Source organism: Streptomyces sp. (assembly GCF_035645055.1).
Classification (GTDB): domain Bacteria; phylum Actinomycetota; class Actinomycetes; order Streptomycetales; family Streptomycetaceae; genus Streptomyces.
Map to the genome: position 1 here is coordinate 77,414 of NZ_DASQNH010000017.1, position 14,762 is coordinate 92,175.

The following is a 14,762-nucleotide window of genomic DNA, read 5'->3' on the forward strand; positions in this document are numbered from 1 at the left end:
CAGCCTCCTTCGATCCGGCGCCTCCATGCCTGACACGGTCTGCCACCAGCACGCGACGCTTCCCACACACTACCGCGACTGTTGCCCCGCCGAGCGACGATTGGATCGGATCCGGAGGGGGCATGGGCACCCACCGGCCCCGGGCATCGCGTCTACGCCGTTGCGACGTTGTCCCGCTCCAGTGCCGCGCGCAGCCAGTCGTCCGAAGAGCCGGGGGTCGGCTCCGGCCGGCCGCCCGGCGGCGTCAGCACCAGGGCCGTCAGCTCCCAGTACCGGTCCAGCCGCGGCCCGGCCGCGAGCCGTGTGGCCAGCAGCCGGCGGAACTCCCGGGTGTCCCGGCTGCCGTACGCGCTCGCGTACGCCGCGACGTAGGCGTCCAGCGCCTCACCCGGGTACGGAGCGCGTGCCTCGCGCAGGTGCGGGCCCGCGAGCTCGTACGCCTCGGCGAGCCCGGCGTACAGCACGGCCGCACCACGGCCCCCAGCCACCCGGTGCACCTCCGGCTGGGGCTGCCGGCCGCCCGGGCAGGGGGCTGTCGTCATCGCGTGCAGCCGGGCGAAGGCGAGCACCTGCTCCGGCTCCGGCGCGTCGGGCGGCTGCGGAACGGCCACCTCCAAGAAAGCCGCCGTCGCCCGGGCGGGCATGCGCGGCGGCAGCCAGCCACGCCAGAACCGGGCCGGCCCTGCCGTGCTCGGCGGGGTGCTCACCGCGCCGAGCAGGCGCAGCCGCTCGGCCCGTTCCGCGGGCGGGCACTCCCGCACCAGCTTGAGCGCCGCCTCCCGCCAGCGCAGGGTCCGCAGTTCACTGCCCAGCTCGCGCAGGCGGCCCGCGACGGCGTCCTCCAGCGCGCGCCCCGACGTGTCCTCGTCCTCGAGGATCCGCCGCACCTCGGGCAGCGGCAGGTCGAGTCCGCGCAGGGAGCGGATCAACCGCAGCCGCTCAAGCGCCTCGGGGCCGTAACGGCGGTGCCCGCCACCGCTGCGGGAGGCCTCGGGCAGCAGGCCCTGGTCGGAGTAGAAGCGGACGGTCTTCACGGTGGCACCGGCGCGTTCGGCCAGCTCGCCGATGCTCCAGAACAGCTCGCGTGACGTGGACAGTTGAACCTCCCTCCGGGGGAGTTCCTACGGTACCGGCGCGCGGGCCCGGGCAACCGCCCCGGCCCGCTGACCACGGCGTACGCGACCGGCGTGACGTCGTACGGCGTATGCGAGGAGAGGTCCATGAGCGTGTTCATCATGGTGGCGGGCGTGTTCACCGGCGCCCATGTCTGGCGGGAGACGGCCGCGCGGCTGGCCGCGGCGGGCAGCGAGGTGCATGCGGTCCCGCTCACCGGAGTCGACGCGAGCCGCCCCGCCGCGTCGGCCCGCGTCGGCCTGGAGACCCACATCGCGGATGTGCTCGCGGCGATCGACGCGGTGGACGCGGCATCCGGCCGGGAGATCGTGCTCGTAGGTCACGACTACGGGATCCATCCGGTGCTCGGCGCCGCCGACCGGCGCGCGGAGCGCATCGCTCGTGTCGTGTGTCTGGACTGCGGGCTGCCGCGGAACGGCGTTCCGGCGCTGGCCTCCGTACCGGACCAAGCCCTTCGCGCCCAACTGGCGGAGCGGGCGGAACTCGGGGCCGGTGAAGGCGAGTTGGCGCCGCCGGCCCGTGACGAGTGGCAGCGCTGGGGCAGTACCGCCGGCCTGCCCGACGCCGAGCTGGACCGGCTCACCGCTCTCGCCGTGCCGCAGCCGCTGGGCACCCTGCTCCAGCCGCTGCGGCTGACCGGATCGGTGGCCGCGCTGCCCACCACGGGAGTGCTGTGCACCCGAAACGGCGTCGGCATCGAGCTGGTGCAGCGGCTCGTCGACTTCGGCGATCCCGCGCTGGCGGTCCTGGCCGAACCGCGGGTCACTTTCTTCGAACTGCCCACCGGGCACTGGCCGATGCTGTCCTGCCCCGCCGAACTGGCGGACGTCCTGCTGCGGGCCGCGGCCGGCGAGGGGCACCGCCTGCGACCGGCCGGCACCGACGCACCACCCGCCCATCTGCGCCCGTTCCCGCTGGAGGTGCCCGACCTGCCCCGCGACCGCAAGGGACGTGTCGATCTGTATGTCCCCGACGCCGAGGGCCCGAGACCGGCCGTGGTCTTCGTGCACGGCGGCCCGGTTCCCGCCGGGGCCCGGCCGGCCCCGCGCGACTGGCCGACCCTGGTGGGGTACGCCCGTCTTGCCGCCGCCGAGGGCGTCGTCGGCGCGACCCTCGACCATCGCCTGCACGACATCGCCGACTACGAACGCGCCGCCGCGGACGTCAACGCCGCGGTGGAACTCGTGCGGGCCGACCCGCGGGTGGACGCCGACCGAGTCGCCCTGTGGTTCTTCTCCGGCGGGGGTCTGCTCACCACCGACTGGCTGACCAGGCCCCCGGCCTGGCTGCGCTGCCTGGCCGCCTCCTACCCGATCCTGGCGCCGCTGCCCGGCTGGGGGCTGACCGGTAGCCGGTTCCACCCGGCCCGGGCCATCTCCCACGCGGGCTCCCTGCCCATCGTCCTCCTCCGCGCGGGGCGCGAAAGCCCCGAGATCGCCGCCACCGTCGAAGCGTTCGTCACCGCCGCCAGGGGCTCCGCGGCGCAACTGGAACTGATCGACGTCCCCAACGGCCACCACGGCTTCGAGACCCTCAGCCCACCCGAGGAGACCCGCCCTGCACTGCGCCACGCGATACGCTCCGTGATCACCCACCTCACCGGCTGACACCCCACAGCCGCACACCCCACGCCTGCCCCGCCCGGAGGACGTCCACATCCGGCCGCCCAGCGGGTCGCAGAGGTGGCTCCGGCGCAGCGGATGTCGTTGCGTGCGGCGCATAGGATCACCGGCATGCCCCTGCGACCTGCTCAAGTGAACATAAAGGCTCTTGATGACTCGGCGGTCGGCCAATTCTGGGCGGAGGCGCTCGGCTGGAGCGCTTACAGACCGGGCGTGACCACCTATGTCGGACCCCTCGGTGGCTTCGTCTGGCCGGACCCCGTCTTCCTGGGCATCAACGTCGTTCCCGTCCCGGAACGCAAGACGACAGCGAAGAACCGGGTGCACCTCGATCTCGCCACCACCTCCGCGGCCCATCAGGCGGAGTTGGTCGCGCGCCTGCGGGATCTCGGTGCGACGCCCGCCCATGTGGGCCAGGGCGAAGTGCCGTGGACGGTCCTCGCCGACCCCGAGGGCAACGAGTTCTGCGTGCTGGAGCCTCGGGAGATCCACCGTGACACCGGGCCTGTCGCCGCGGTGGTGGTCGACTGCGCGGATCCGCGGGCCATGGCCCGGTTCTGGGGCGAGGCGATGGACTGGGCCCTGCACGAGGTGACCGACGATCATGCGGTGTTGCGCTCCGCCAAGGGCGTCGGCCCGTATCTCGAATTCCTGCGCACGCCCGACGTGAAGGCCGTGCCGGGCCGCGTCCACCTCGACCTGCTGCCGTACCCCGGTGACGACAAGGCGGCGGAGGTGGCACGGCTCCGGGCCCTCGGCGCCACCGACCTCGACCTCGGCCAGGGCGACGTCCCGTGGACTTGCCTGGCCGACCCCGAGGGCCAGGACTTCTGCGTTCTCGCCCTGTCCTGACAGGGAGCCTCGACGACACCCCGAGAGCACGCTCGCCGGCCACAGCGCTCGGCTCCCCCACTGGAACGCCAGGTCACAGACCCCTGCCCGGGGTCGGCCACCGCACCGTGCCGGACCGGTATGTGACCCGTCACCAGGCCAGTTGGTCGATCAGTGCGGTGGCGTCCGGCTCGGCGGTACGGCCCAGTGCCTGTTCGGCCCAGATCACCTTTCCCCTCGCGGCGTAGCGGGTGCCCCAGCGGTCCGCGAACTGGGAGACGAGGAACAGGCCGCGGCCTCCTTCGTCGGTGGTGGCCGCGCGGCGCATGCGGGGTGAGGTGTTGCTGCCGTCCGAGACCTCCAGCACCAGGGTGCGGCCCAGCAGCATCCTGACCCGTACGGGCGGAGCGCCGTAGCGGATCGCGTTGGTGAGGAGTTCGCTGAGGACGAGTTCGCTGGTGAAGGACGACTCTTCCAGACCCCAGTCGGCGAGCCGGCGACCCGCCTCCGCCCGGACGCGTGAGACGGCCGTCACGTCGAACGGCACGTCCCAGGCCGCCACCCGGGACGGGTCGAGCAGCCGGGTCCGGGCGACCAGCAGTGCCACGTCGTCGCCGGGCCGGTCGGGCAGCATCGACTCCATGACCGCGCGGCACGTCTCCTCCGGTGTGCGGTCCGGATCGGCGACCGCCGAGCGGAGCCTGCGCAGGCCCTCGTCGATGTCGCGTCCGCGGTTCTCGATCAGTCCGTCGGTGAACAGCACGAGCCGACTGCCCTCGGGCAGATCCAGCTCGCCGGTCTCGAAGGGATGCCCGCCCACTCCCAGCGGCGGTGACAGGGGAATGTCGGGGAAGGTGACTGTGCCCCGCGGATCGACCACAGCCGGTGCGAGGTGCCCCGCCCGGGCGAGGGTGCAGTGCCCGCCGACCGGGTCGTAGACGGCGTACAGGCAGGTGGCGCCGGTGACCGGGGCACCGTCGCTGTGGCCGTTCGACGTCTGTGCGTCCAGGAGGGTCACCATCTCGTCGAGGTGGCTGAGCAGTTCGTCCGGGGAGAGGTCCAGCGAGGAGAAGTTCAGCACCGCGGTCCGCAGCCGGCCCATGGTCACCGCGGCGTGCAGCCCGTGCCCCACGATGTCGCCGACGACCAGTGCCACCCGGAAGCCGGGCAGTGGAATGACGTCGAACCAGTCCCCGCCGACGCCGGCCTGTGCGGGCAGGTACCGCCAGGCGATCTCCAGCGCCTCCTGGTCCGGGACGTCCCGGGGCAGCAGGCTGCGCTGCAAGGTCACGGCCAGGGCGTGCTCGCGGGCGTAGCGGCGGGCGTTGTCGATGGCCACGGCGGCCCGGGCCACCAGTTCCTCGGCGACCGCGACGTCTTCCTCCTCGAAGGGAAGGGAGCCGGCCCCCCGCCAGAAGTTCACCATCCCGAGGACCACACCCCGCGCCCGCAGGGGCACGGTGATCAGCGAGTGGATGCCGTACTCCAGCGCCTGGTGGGCCCCCTCCGGGTCCTGGGCCCGCCAGTCGTGGGCGCTGTGCAGGTCCGCGACCCGTACGGCCTTGCCCCGGTGCAGGGCCGCCACCATCGGGGTGTCGGCGACCACGAACTGGATCAGGTCCCCGACCGGCTGCAGCGGATGCCCGCCCCGGGCCTCGCTCAGCGCGGTGCGCCGCATCCGTCGTACGGCGCCGGTCGGTTCCTCGCCGCGCAGAACGGAGTCGAGGAGTTCGACGGTGACGAAGTCGGCCATGCGGGGGACCGCCACCTCGGCGAGTTCCTCCGCCGTGCGCCGGATGTCCAGGGTGGTGCCGATGCGTACGCCCGCTTCGTACAGGAGGGTCAGCCGTCCGCGCGCCACCTCGGCCTGGCCGGTCAGTGCCCGCAGCTCCGTGGTGTCGCGGAAGGTGGCCACCAATCCGGGGGCGCCGCCAGCCTGCTCGATGAGCCGGGCGTTGACGGCCAGCAGCCGCTCACCGGCCGGGAGCACCTCGTCGGAGACCGGTTCGGCCGATCCCAGCAGCCGGGTCAGGCGCGGGCCGAGACCCAGTTCCCTGACCGGCCGCCGGTCGGCGTCCGGGGGGAGGTCCAGCAGCCGGCGTGCCTCGTCGTTGGCGAGGATCAGGCGCCCGTCACCGCCGATGATCAGAACGCCCTCGCGCACCGCGTGGAGCACGGCGTCGTGGTGCTCGAACATCCGTGTCATCTCGGCCGGGCCCAGGCCGTGCGTCTGCCGGCTCAGCCGCCGGCTGACCAGTGCCGTGCCGACGGTGGCCAGCGCGAGCGCGCCGGCCGCCGCTGCCAGCATCACCGGGAGCTGCTGGTTCAGCACCTGCCCCAGGTTCTCGAACTGGATTCCGGCGCTGACCATGCCGACCACGCGTCCGCCGTCGTCCCGTACGGGGACCACCGCGCGTACGGCGTCGGCGGGGTCGCCGTGGAATGTCTCGGTGAAGGCCTCTCCCTCCACGGCCGGGCCCACGCCCTGCGCCCGGGTGCCGATCAGCTCCGGCCGGGGGTCGGTGAGCCGTACCCCCCGCGGGTCCAGGACGGTGATGAAGTCGACGCCGGAACCTCGTCTGGCGCCCTCCGCCGCCTGCTGGAGCTGCGCTGTCGGGTCCGGTGATCGCAGCGCGGCGGCTGTGCCGGGCGCGTGCGCGAACGCCTCCGCCGCCGCCAGCGCACGGTTCTCGGCGCCCTGCTCGGCCTCGTACCGCCCCTGCACCACCAGGGCCGCGACCGCCACCGTGACGAGCACCAGCATGATCAGGACCTGCAGCAGGAAGACCTGCGCGGCGAGCGTACGGACGCTCAGGGGGGCCGACAGACGGCGTCCCGGGGAATGCCACACCGCCGGGCGGCGGGACGAGCCGAACGAACGCCCTTCGCCGAGCGGCGCCGCTCTCGCCGGTCCCGGACGAGGGCGGCGAGAAGGACCGATCATGTCCCATTTCTAGCATTACGCCCTCTGTGCGGGCGAGTGCGGGTCACCGCGTCCCGCGTGATGACCATGGTCTGCGTGACCGCCGCCCACACTCACGTCCGGGCACCCGGCGTGGGGATGCCGCCTACCGGCGGCTTTCGGGGGCCGCCGGGTTCGCGCGTGCCCGGGTGGGGATGCGCAGGGTCAGCAGAGCGACGTCGTCATCGTTGTCGGCCGGGCGTACCCGGCGCAGCAGCTGGTCGGTGAAGGAGGCCAGCGGACGGTGGGCGAGGGCGGCGGCGTGCCGTCGCAGGCGGTCCAGGCCTTCGTCGAGGGTGTGGCCGGGTTCTTCGATCAGGCCGTCGGTGTAGAGGACGAGGGTGGATCCGGGCGGCAGGAGGGCCGTTGCGTCGGAGCGGGGTTTGCTCACTCCGGTTCCCAGGAGGATGCCGTGGCCGTCGGTGAGGTAGCGGGCCAGGCCGTCGTGGCTGATCAGCAGCGGGGGCGGGTGGCCGGCGTTGGTCCAGGACAGCTTCCAGTTGCCGTCGGCCGTCTCTTCGACCCGGGAGAGGATCACGGTGGCCATGCTGACGTCGGTGATGTGCATGACCGCCTCGTCGAGCCGTTCGACGATCCGGCTGGGCGGCTCCTGCTGGGACCAGGCGTAAGCGCGCAGCATGTTGCGCAGCTGGGCCATGCCGGCCGCGGCCTCCAGGTCGTGGCCGACGACGTCTCCGATGGCCAGTGCGGTGGCGTCGTCGGACAGCCGGAAGGCGTCGTACCAGTCACCGCCCACCTGCGAGGCGTTGGGCGCGGGCAGGTAGCGGACAGTCATCTCCAGTCCCGGCACGCGCGGCATCTGAGGCAGCAGATGGTTCTGCATGGTCTCGGCGACCTTGCGCTGGCGCTGGTAGAGACGCGCGTTGTCCAGCGCGATCCCGGCGCGGCGGCCGATGTCCTCGATCAGGGGCAGGTCATCGGGAGTGAACGGCTGCGACCCGCCGGCGCGGCCCAGAGTCAGGGCACCCAGGACCTCACGGGCGCTGCGGATGGGGGCGATGGCGGCGGAGTGCATGCCGGTGACGTCGAACAGGCGACGCTGCTCGAGGGCGATACCGGAATCCGGCTCCCGCTGATAGGTCTCCGGCGCGGCCACCGCGGAAGCGACCCCGCGCAGGGCCCTGGACAGAGGCATCGGCGAGTCCTCGGGAAGCGGAGGCATCGGCCCCTGGAGGTCGTCGTGGTGCACCAGGGTGCCTCCCTCGCCGTGAGCGACGACCGAACGCCACACCTCATCACGCTCAGTGATCAAATCGATGACCACCCACTCCGCCAACCGGGGCACCACCAGGGCCACCAGCCGCCGAACCGTCTCCTCCGCGTCAAGTGTGGAGGTCAATCGCGCCGTGGCTTCCGCCAGCAACGACAACCGCTCGAGTTCCGTCAGCGGCTCGGCCGTCCGATCAGACTGGGGGGCTTCCTCCCGGGGGCGGTCGACAGCGTGGAAGAGCACAAGCGTGGCCGCCTCGTCACCGCCGGCCTCGTAGGGAGCGATCAACCATGAGATGGGGAGCAGCGAACCGTCGGCGCGCGCGAACCAGTCCCCCTCCGCCTGGGCGGGTCGCCCGGCGTGGAAAGCCTGCCGCATACGGCACTGGGCCGTCGGCAGGGGCCGGCCGCCGGCGTCCCGGTGCAGCAGATCATGCGCGTCCCGGCCGAGGAGATCCGCGGCAGGCCGGTCCAGAAGATGTTCGGCCAAGGCGTTGACGGCGATGATCCGGCCCCGCACGTCCACGACGTACGCCCCGGCACCGATCGCGTCCAAACGCCCCGTGAGCGCGGCCGACGGCGCCCCCGACTTCCCGGGAACCTCCGCAGGCTCCGTTCCGGCCATGATCCTCTTCTCTCCTGCCGCTCCACATTCCCGCCAGGGCACCGGCACACCTGCTGCGCTACCGCTCTCACGTGCACGTCCATATGCCCCCCACGCCGAGAACCAGACTCACCCTGTGCGGCATGAAGAGGCCTGATCACCCTCTCATCCCTTCACCGCCGCGACACCACAGCGCGACGGATCCACAGGGTGCGTCGGACACGGTGACGGTCACAGGACGCAGGTCAGGAGGAGGTCCGCGCCGCGTGCACGAGCACGGGGGACATGCGGGGCCACCACGATCCGATGGCGCGGCCGAGACGCGGGCCGGGCAACCGCCATCACCAGCCGAGCCGACCACCGGCACAAGGACCAGGCGGAGTGCGACCACCGGACGGGCACGGCCGACGACCGGGACGGCCGCCCACGGCGGTGCCTCCCTGCCGGCCGCCCAGGTCCGCTCCACGGACCCAGGCGGCCTACGGCGCTGGGCGGGCTTCACCGACCTCGGCCGGTGACTCACGGATCGCCGGCGGGCCGGCCCCTCACAGCGCGCCGCGCACCCAGGGCCCGGTGATGGCGAAGGTGATGCCGGGGGTCTGGACGTTCACGAACAGCCACTTGCCCTTCTTCGGCTCGAACACCGAACCGGCCCACTCCGAGCCCCGGTGGTCGGCCGCCGGGACGTTCTTGCCCGCGGTCCCACCGCGCAGGTCCACCGTGTTCGCGGCGAACCGGAAGATCTCGCCCTCTGTGGTCAGCCCCTGCACGTACTCCGTGTCGGTGCCGTCCTCGCACAGCACGAGGCCCCCGCGCGGGCTGACGCACATGTTGTCGGGGTTGTTCAGGACCTCGGCGCCGGGCGAGGCGAACAGCACCCGGAACTCGTCGGTGCAGGGGTCGAGTTCGAAGACCTGGCCCTGGCGGACGGGACCGCCGTCGGTGGTGATCACATAGATGCGCTCGTTGCCGTACCAGGCGCCCTCCAGCCGGCTGAACACCGCCGCGCCGTTCGCCTGCGCCTGGGCCCGGACCGTGTCGGTCGCCGGGTCGACGTCGTCCACCGGCACCCAGGAGACGGTGCCGTAGCACCGCTCGCCGTCGAGACGGGTGTCGTACGAGGTGTCGCCGATGCGCAGCGCCTCCAGCCGGCCGCCCTTGGCCAGGTCGCCGGGCACCGCGGGAACGAACCGGTACAGCGAGGCGTTGGGGCGGTCCTCGGTCTCGTAGACGTAACCCGTCGCCGGGTCCACGGCGACCGCCTCGTGGTTGAACCGGCCCATCGCCCGGTACGGTTCGGGGTTGCCCTTGCCCTCCGAGGCCACCTCGAAGATGTAGCCGTGCCGCTTCCCGGAGACCGTGGAGAAGGACTCCTCGCAGGTCAGCCACGTCTTCCACGGGGTCGGCCCGCCGGCGCAGTTGCGCATGGTGCCGCCGAGGCTGCCGTACGACTCCAGCCACTGGCCGGCGTCCGGGTCGAACACCAGAGTGGTGGTGCCGCCGCCGGCGCCGGGATCGTAGGCGGGCGCGGTGAAGGCGGCACCGGCGGCGATCTCGTGGTTGCGCACCAGATGGACCTTGTCGCCGTGACGGAAGGCCGCCATGCCGTCATGCGCACCCGGCGTGCGCACACCGTCGTCCATCAGGTCGTTCGTCCAGCCGTAGGAGATGTACTCGAACCCGCGCGGCAGCTGGAGCAGTTCCAGCCCTGTCGCCTGGTCCTTCACCGGCCTCAGCGGGCCGTAGCCCGGGTCGAATTCGAGCTTGACCGGAGCGGCCGCCGCCGTGCGCGCGGCGAGGGCCTGGAAGGGAACGGAGGCGGCCGCGGCCACCGCCGCTCCGCGCAGCAGGGTGCGCCGTTCGAAGCCGGAACCGTTCGGTCTTCCCGCGGACGTCTCTGTCATGGGGGTCCTCTCGATACGACGAACTGTCAGAAAGAGGGGGCGGCGCCAGTCACCTCAGGAGTAAACCCTCGGTGCGCCGTTGAACGGAAGGTGAGCGGTGAGACAACCTGCTGCGAACCCGGCCACCGGGAGCGGCCGTGCCCCGCGCGGGCGCCGGCGGGATGCGGGTCGGGTGGGGGAGCCGGTGGTGGGGCGGAATCCGAAGCCGGACACACTGACCCGCAGGTCCTCCGCCTCACATCACCTGCGCCCGCGGCCTCACCCCTCAGCGGCCGGCCGAGCGCACGGCCGGCCATGAGCCGGTCGAGGTCGGTCCCGCCCTCACCGTCCAGGAGGCGTCCCGCATGGCCGACCTCACGCGGATCTACGGCGTCGGCCGCATCGGCCAAAGCGGCGACTGGTCGTTCGTCGTGGAATGCGAGGACAGCGAAGGCCTGTCCCTCGGCCCTCCATGATGACCTGCTCGGCGCGGACGAGGAGTTGTCGGCTTTGGGCCAGACGCGCCCCACGCTCGGCGACCCCGGGCCCACCATGGGGTCCCGGTCCCTCTCATGCCGTTCGCGCCTCCCGCCGGGTCGCGCGTGTCGCGCGCATGCTCGTGTCCACCGTCCGGACGCGGTAGATCGTCCTGGCGGGATCCACGACCGGATCGCCCAGGGTGATCCGGCCGGCCCGGTGGAGGGCGTCGCACTCGTCGGTGGGCAGCGCCACATAGCAACTGCCCCTGCCGCTGCGGTCGTCGAGTGGCTGCCAGTAGCTGTATCTGCGACGGCCTCCCGCATGCACCGTGAGAAACACGGGCGTTGAGGGGTCGGAGACGATCCGCAGCAGATCGGCGCCGACGGTGCTGACGGGAGCGAAGGACCGGCTCCGGTGCGACAGGATCTCCGCCGGTGCTGTCCGCGGACGTTCCGTGCCGCGTGACAGGGCCGGACCGGGGACGGGCTGCATAGAGTGGCCTCCTCGAGCTGGGACGACCACAAGCGCCTACCCAGCTCCGACGATCTCGATCAGTTTCCGCGCATCATGCAGGAGACCACTGACAACGGCGCGATGCCCTTCCGGCTGCGGAACCCTCTGCCGCCGCTCCGAGCCGGCCGTACAGCCGTCGGGCTGTACGGCCGGCTCGGGGTCGTTCAGGTCGTGGGCACCGTGTCCTCGAAGGCGGTACCGGCCGACCTGTACGCCTCGATCCTGGCGTTGACCTGGGCCGGGGTCAGGACCTGGTCCTTGACGTGGAGCACGTAGTCGACCTGCTGCTCGTAGGCCCGGGGCGTCGTGGACGTCTGGCCGTCGAGGTCGATCAGCCACTGGTTGAAGTTGATGGACATGGGGCGTTCGGGCAGGTAGGCGGCGTCGTGGGTGCCGAAGAGCCGGCCGTCGACGTAGTACTTGACGGAGGTGTTGTCGATGGTGACGACGAGGTCGTGCCACCCGGCGTAGCTCTGGCGGCTTTCGGTGTGCTGGTTGACCGCCTGCCACGGGTCGGGGTTGTAGGTCTCCCAGGAGGTGGTGTAGAGGATGTTGGCTGGCTCTCCCCACCCGCCGTTGGGGAGGTACTCGAAGTCGTACTCGGCGTAGTCGTCGGCCATCGGGGCCTTGAGGTCGTTGATGGTGAAGAAGGTCTGGACGAGTCGGTCGCCATCGGGTCCGGACCGGGGGGCGTCGCTGAACTTGACGCGGGCGGCGTAGGTGCCGTTCTTGAACTTGGTCGCCTTGGTGAGCACTTCGGTGTGTTCGGTGGTGGCGGCGGTGCCCGCCGTCGAGGTCTCCATCGTCATGACGGTGTTGCCGTTGCCGCTGGCGAAGGTGACGTTGGAGGGGTCCCACGTGGCGCCGGGGACGCCGGGGCCGCCGGAGTTGGCGCGGACGGACCAGCCGTTGGCGGAGATCTTCGGGTCGGTGTGGGAGGTGTAGCTGAAGTCGTCCCAGAGGGTTCCCGAACCGCCGGGCGGGGGCGTCGTGGGCGGCGGGGTGGTCGGCGGGTCGGTGGGGTTGTTGCCGGCCGGGGCGGCGCCCCAGACGAGGCTTCCGGCGCGGGTGGCGGTGACCTTGGTCCAGTCGCCGTAGGCGGTCTGGTTCACGCCGAAGGAGTAGTCGTCGCTCTGCCGCAGCGGCTGCCAGGTGGACTGGTGGAAGCGCAGCTGCATGTCGCCCGTGTCGGTGCCGGGGGCCAGGGAGCCGGCGCCGGAGGTGAAGCCGATCTCCAGGTAGCGGTCGGCGGTGTCGGTGGGGTTGGCGAGATTGCCGAAGGTGCCGGTGATGTTGGCGCAGCCCTTGGCCGCCCAGGAGCAGGCGAAGCGGTAGACGGCGCCCGGCGCGTCGGCCTTGAAGTAGTAACGGAGTTTGACCTCGCTCAGCGGCAGGGTGGTGGTGGCGGTGTTCCGCACCTTGAACCAGGGCTCGCTCTGGTCGGCCGTGGCGCCCGAGGCGCTGGTGCGGTACTGCACCGTCAGCCCGCCCGCGGCCGTGGCGGTGCCGGGCAGGGCGGCGAGGGCGGTGGCGCCGAGGGCGGTGACGGCGGCCGTCGCGAGGACGGCACGCAGCCTGGTGCGGCGTCGCTGCGCCGGTCGGTTGTCGTGACTGGTCACGGTGGTGTCCTCTCCGTGGTGTGTTGGTGTGGGGTCACGCGGAGGGCGCTGTACGGGCGGGCGCCGCGCTGGACGGCGGCGCGGTCGCAGGGTGGTGCCGGCGGACGCCGAGGGCGTCCAGCCGCCGGGTGTGCGCGGTCAGCCGCCGGGTGAAGTCCGGCCAGGTGGTGAGGCCGGTCCAGGCCCGCTCGGCGAGTGCGCACAGCCGGGGGTGGGCGAGGCGGTCGAGATCGGCGGCGGTGGGGGTGAACTCGGTCCGGATCTGCGCCTGGATGCCGAGGATCCGTCCGCCGCCGGGCGTCGAGGTCGTCGGTTCGGGGTCGCCGCGGTGGACGGTGCGCAGGTCGACGACGGGGCCCGGCTGGACGGGCGTACCGCCGGGGTTGTCGTCCTGGGCGTAGCCGAGGCAAGTGGTGCGGTGGTGGGTGAGGACGACGTCGTGTCCGCGGCGCGGGGCTTGGGCGGCGTGGGCGGATTCGCGCCACGTGAAGTGCCCGGAGCGCAGCGAGAGCCGGGTGGGCCGGGGCAGCGGGGCCTGGTCTCGGCGGGGTGCGGGCACGGGTGGGCGGCCTTCCGGGAGGGGGCGCGTGGGACGGGCTGGGCGGCAGAGGTACGCGGGGCAGACGGAACAACACCCCTGGGAACCTGACCACTTGCCCAACTGGACAAGTGACATGGTGGTGAGGGAAGAAACTGGCATGGACCAATGAGGCCGTCAACCCCTTGCAACTCAAGGTGCGTTGACCACGCTCGGCGGGTCGATCGCGTGGGCGACCGTGATCCACAGTGGATCGACAGACGCAGACTGGTCCTTACCAGTTGTCTCGTTCGGCCGGATGGCTGAAGCTGGTCAGACGCATCCACGCGGTACCGGCGTGGAAGAGGGGACGGCGCGGATGGGCGACAGGGATCCGGGAGTGGCCGGAGCGACCGGCGCCGCGATACCGGGAGGACCCGAGACGCCTGAGGCGGTCCCGACACCCCGGGCGGTCGAGCCGGACGGAATCCGCCCCGGTGGCGTCCTCAAACGTGAGCGGGTCCGCGACGCGGTGCTGAACATGGTCGAGGAACGCGATCCGGGGGACGCCATTCCCTCCGAGCGGACGCTGTGCGTCCAACTCGGCGTCTCACGGCCCACGTTGCGTGCGGCCGTCGACGAACTGGTCACCGCCGGCATCCTCGTCCGCGAGCACGGTCGGGGCGTCTTCGTCGCTCCCGAGAAGATCACCCAGGAACTCGTGCAGGACAGGTACTCGCTCAGTGTGCCGCAGGCATCGGGCACCTGGACCAGCCGGCTCCTGGAGTTCACCACCATGCCGGCAGGCGCCCGGGTCGGCCGCAAACTGCGCCTCTCCCCCGCTGCCGAGATCTTCTACGTGGCCCGGCTGCGCCTGGTCGACGGTTCCCCGATGGCCATCGAGCACCTGCACATCCCCGCCGCCCTGGTTCCCGGCCTCACCGCTCGCGAACTGGAACACGGCGACCTCTACCAGCACCTGCGCACGCAACACGGCGTGCACGTGAGCGACGCGACGCAGGCGATCGAACCCACGGTGGTGACGCGTGCCGAGGCGGAGGTACTGGACGTGCCCGAACTCTTCCCGGCCCTCCTCTTCGAACGCCTGACCAGCGACTCCACCGGGCGGCCCGTGGAGTACGTCCACTCGATCTATCGCGGTGACCGCTACCGCATCGTCTCCCGCCTGAAACTCGCCACGGACGCGGCACCCGCCGAGCCGCCGGCCGGGCACCACCCCGGCATCCCGCCCGGCGACTTCGCCCACGGCAACCCGGTCGCGGCCTCGACGCTCGGAGACGTTCAGGGGTAGGTGCGGGTGCCTGCCGGCGTTTTGACCGGACGTGGCCGTCGCCGTCCGGCCGAAG

10 protein-coding genes are annotated in these 14,762 nt (G+C 72.2%); 3 read left to right on the forward strand and 7 right to left on the reverse strand.

Features of this window, described 5'->3' with window-relative positions:
- Positions 1-152 precede the first annotated feature (152 nt).
- Complete coding sequence (locus VE614_RS05075) at positions 153-1,097, reverse strand: MerR family transcriptional regulator (protein ID WP_324932909.1); 945 nt, start codon at positions 1,095-1,097, stop codon at positions 153-155.
- Between the two features lie 123 nt (positions 1,098-1,220).
- Here VE614_RS05075 and VE614_RS05080 point away from each other — a divergent pair, with 123 nt between their 5' ends.
- Positions 1,221-2,741 carry an alpha/beta fold hydrolase gene (locus VE614_RS05080; protein WP_324932640.1) on the forward strand — a complete coding sequence of 507 codons (1,521 nt, stop codon included), beginning with the start codon at positions 1,221-1,223 and terminating at the stop codon, positions 2,739-2,741.
- 126 nt (positions 2,742-2,867) lie between these two features.
- Positions 2,868-3,608 (forward strand): VOC family protein, encoded by a 741-nt coding sequence (locus VE614_RS05085; RefSeq protein ID WP_324932643.1) that lies wholly within the window; start codon positions 2,868-2,870, stop codon positions 3,606-3,608.
- Positions 3,609-3,738: 130 nt separating this feature from the next.
- Here VE614_RS05085 and VE614_RS05090 read toward each other — a convergent pair whose 3' ends face one another.
- From VE614_RS05090 to VE614_RS05115, 6 genes are all read right to left on the reverse strand, one after another.
- Positions 3,739-6,531, reverse strand: a complete 2,793-nt coding sequence (locus VE614_RS05090) for a SpoIIE family protein phosphatase (RefSeq protein ID WP_414719517.1) — start codon at positions 6,529-6,531, stop codon at positions 3,739-3,741.
- A 124-nt stretch (positions 6,532-6,655) separates the two neighbouring features.
- Positions 6,656-8,404, reverse strand: a complete 1,749-nt coding sequence (locus tag VE614_RS05095; protein WP_324932646.1) for a SpoIIE family protein phosphatase — start codon at positions 8,402-8,404, stop codon at positions 6,656-6,658.
- Positions 8,405-8,928: 524 nt separating this feature from the next.
- Positions 8,929-10,287, reverse strand: a complete 1,359-nt coding sequence (locus VE614_RS05100) for an alkaline phosphatase PhoX (protein ID WP_324932649.1) — start codon at positions 10,285-10,287, stop codon at positions 8,929-8,931.
- 549 nt (positions 10,288-10,836) lie between these two features.
- Complete coding sequence (locus VE614_RS05105; RefSeq protein ID WP_324932652.1) at positions 10,837-11,238, reverse strand: hypothetical protein; 402 nt, start codon at positions 11,236-11,238, stop codon at positions 10,837-10,839.
- 185 nt (positions 11,239-11,423) lie between these two features.
- On the reverse strand, positions 11,424-12,878 hold the full coding sequence (locus tag VE614_RS05110) for a cellulose binding domain-containing protein (RefSeq protein ID WP_324932655.1): 1,455 nt from the start codon (positions 12,876-12,878) through the stop codon (positions 11,424-11,426).
- A 34-nt stretch (positions 12,879-12,912) separates the two neighbouring features.
- Positions 12,913-13,437: a family 20 glycosylhydrolase gene (locus VE614_RS05115; protein ID WP_324932657.1), complete on the reverse strand. Its 525-nt coding sequence runs from the start codon at positions 13,435-13,437 to the stop codon at positions 12,913-12,915.
- Positions 13,438-13,774: 337 nt separating this feature from the next.
- Between VE614_RS05115 and VE614_RS05120 the strand changes: the two genes are divergently transcribed.
- Positions 13,775-14,707, forward strand: a complete 933-nt coding sequence (locus VE614_RS05120) for a GntR family transcriptional regulator (protein ID WP_414719518.1) — start codon at positions 13,775-13,777, stop codon at positions 14,705-14,707.
- The last annotated feature ends 55 nt before the right edge of the window (positions 14,708-14,762 follow it).

Excerpts from the sequence above, each read along its gene's own strand:
- VE614_RS05080 (WP_324932640.1), top strand. The coding sequence starts at position 1,221 with ATGAGCGTGTTCATCATGGTGGCGGGCGTGTTCACCGGCGCCCATGTC.
- VE614_RS05085 (WP_324932643.1), top strand. The coding sequence starts at position 2,868 with ATGCCCCTGCGACCTGCTCAAGTGAACATAAAGGCTCTTGATGACTCG.
- VE614_RS05090 (WP_414719517.1), bottom strand. The coding sequence starts at position 6,531 with ATGATCGGTCCTTCTCGCCGCCCTCGTCCGGGACCGGCGAGAGCGGCG.
- VE614_RS05095 (WP_324932646.1), bottom strand. The coding sequence starts at position 8,404 with ATGGCCGGAACGGAGCCTGCGGAGGTTCCCGGGAAGTCGGGGGCGCCG.
- VE614_RS05100 (WP_324932649.1), bottom strand. The coding sequence starts at position 10,287 with ATGACAGAGACGTCCGCGGGAAGACCGAACGGTTCCGGCTTCGAACGG.
- VE614_RS05105 (WP_324932652.1), bottom strand. The coding sequence starts at position 11,238 with ATGCAGCCCGTCCCCGGTCCGGCCCTGTCACGCGGCACGGAACGTCCG.
- VE614_RS05120 (WP_414719518.1), top strand. The coding sequence starts at position 13,775 with ATGGGCGACAGGGATCCGGGAGTGGCCGGAGCGACCGGCGCCGCGATA.